This window comes from Filobacillus milosensis, assembly GCF_004402015.1.
Lineage (GTDB): Bacteria > Bacillota > Bacilli > Bacillales > Alkalibacillaceae > Filobacillus > Filobacillus milosensis.
Genome location: NZ_SOPW01000057.1, coordinates 1 through 458, shown reverse-complemented (window position 1 = coordinate 458; position 458 = coordinate 1). Strand labels below are relative to the sequence as shown.

Genomic DNA, 458 nt, shown 5'->3' with positions numbered 1-458 from the left:
AAGGTGGGACCAATGATTGGGGTGAAGTCGTAACAAGGTAGCCGTATCGGAAGGTGCGGCTGGATCACCTCCTTTCTAAGGATATTTATAACGACGACAGTGCTATTTTGTTTAGTTTTGAGGGTTGAAAATCTTACTATTAATAATATAATAGTTTTAAGATGGGCCTGTAGCTCAGCTGGTTAGAGCGCACGCCTGATAAGCGTGAGGTCGGTGGTTCAAGTCCACTCAGGCCCACCATCTTAAATTCGGGGCCTTAGCTCAGCTGGGAGAGCGCCTGCTTTGCACGCAGGAGGTCAGCGGTTCGATCCCGCTAGGCTCCACCAATTTTAATCCAGTACCTTGAAAACTAAATACGAACGCCAAAGCATCGAAAAACGATTTTATTGATTCAATAAAGCGTCTTTTCACGTATAGAAGTTAAGTGAATAAGAGCGCACGGTGAATGCCTTGGCACT

2 tRNA genes and 1 rRNA gene are annotated in these 458 nt (G+C 45.6%); all 3 read left to right on the top strand.

What is annotated here, in order from left to right:
• Window positions 1-75 (top strand): 16S ribosomal RNA (locus E3U55_RS17120); the annotation flags it as partial.
• A gap of 88 nt (window positions 76-163) precedes the next feature.
• Window positions 164-240, top strand: a tRNA-Ile gene (locus tag E3U55_RS17115).
• 10 nt (window positions 241-250) lie between these two features.
• Window positions 251-326, top strand: a tRNA-Ala gene (locus E3U55_RS17110).
• Window positions 327-458 lie beyond the last annotated feature (132 nt).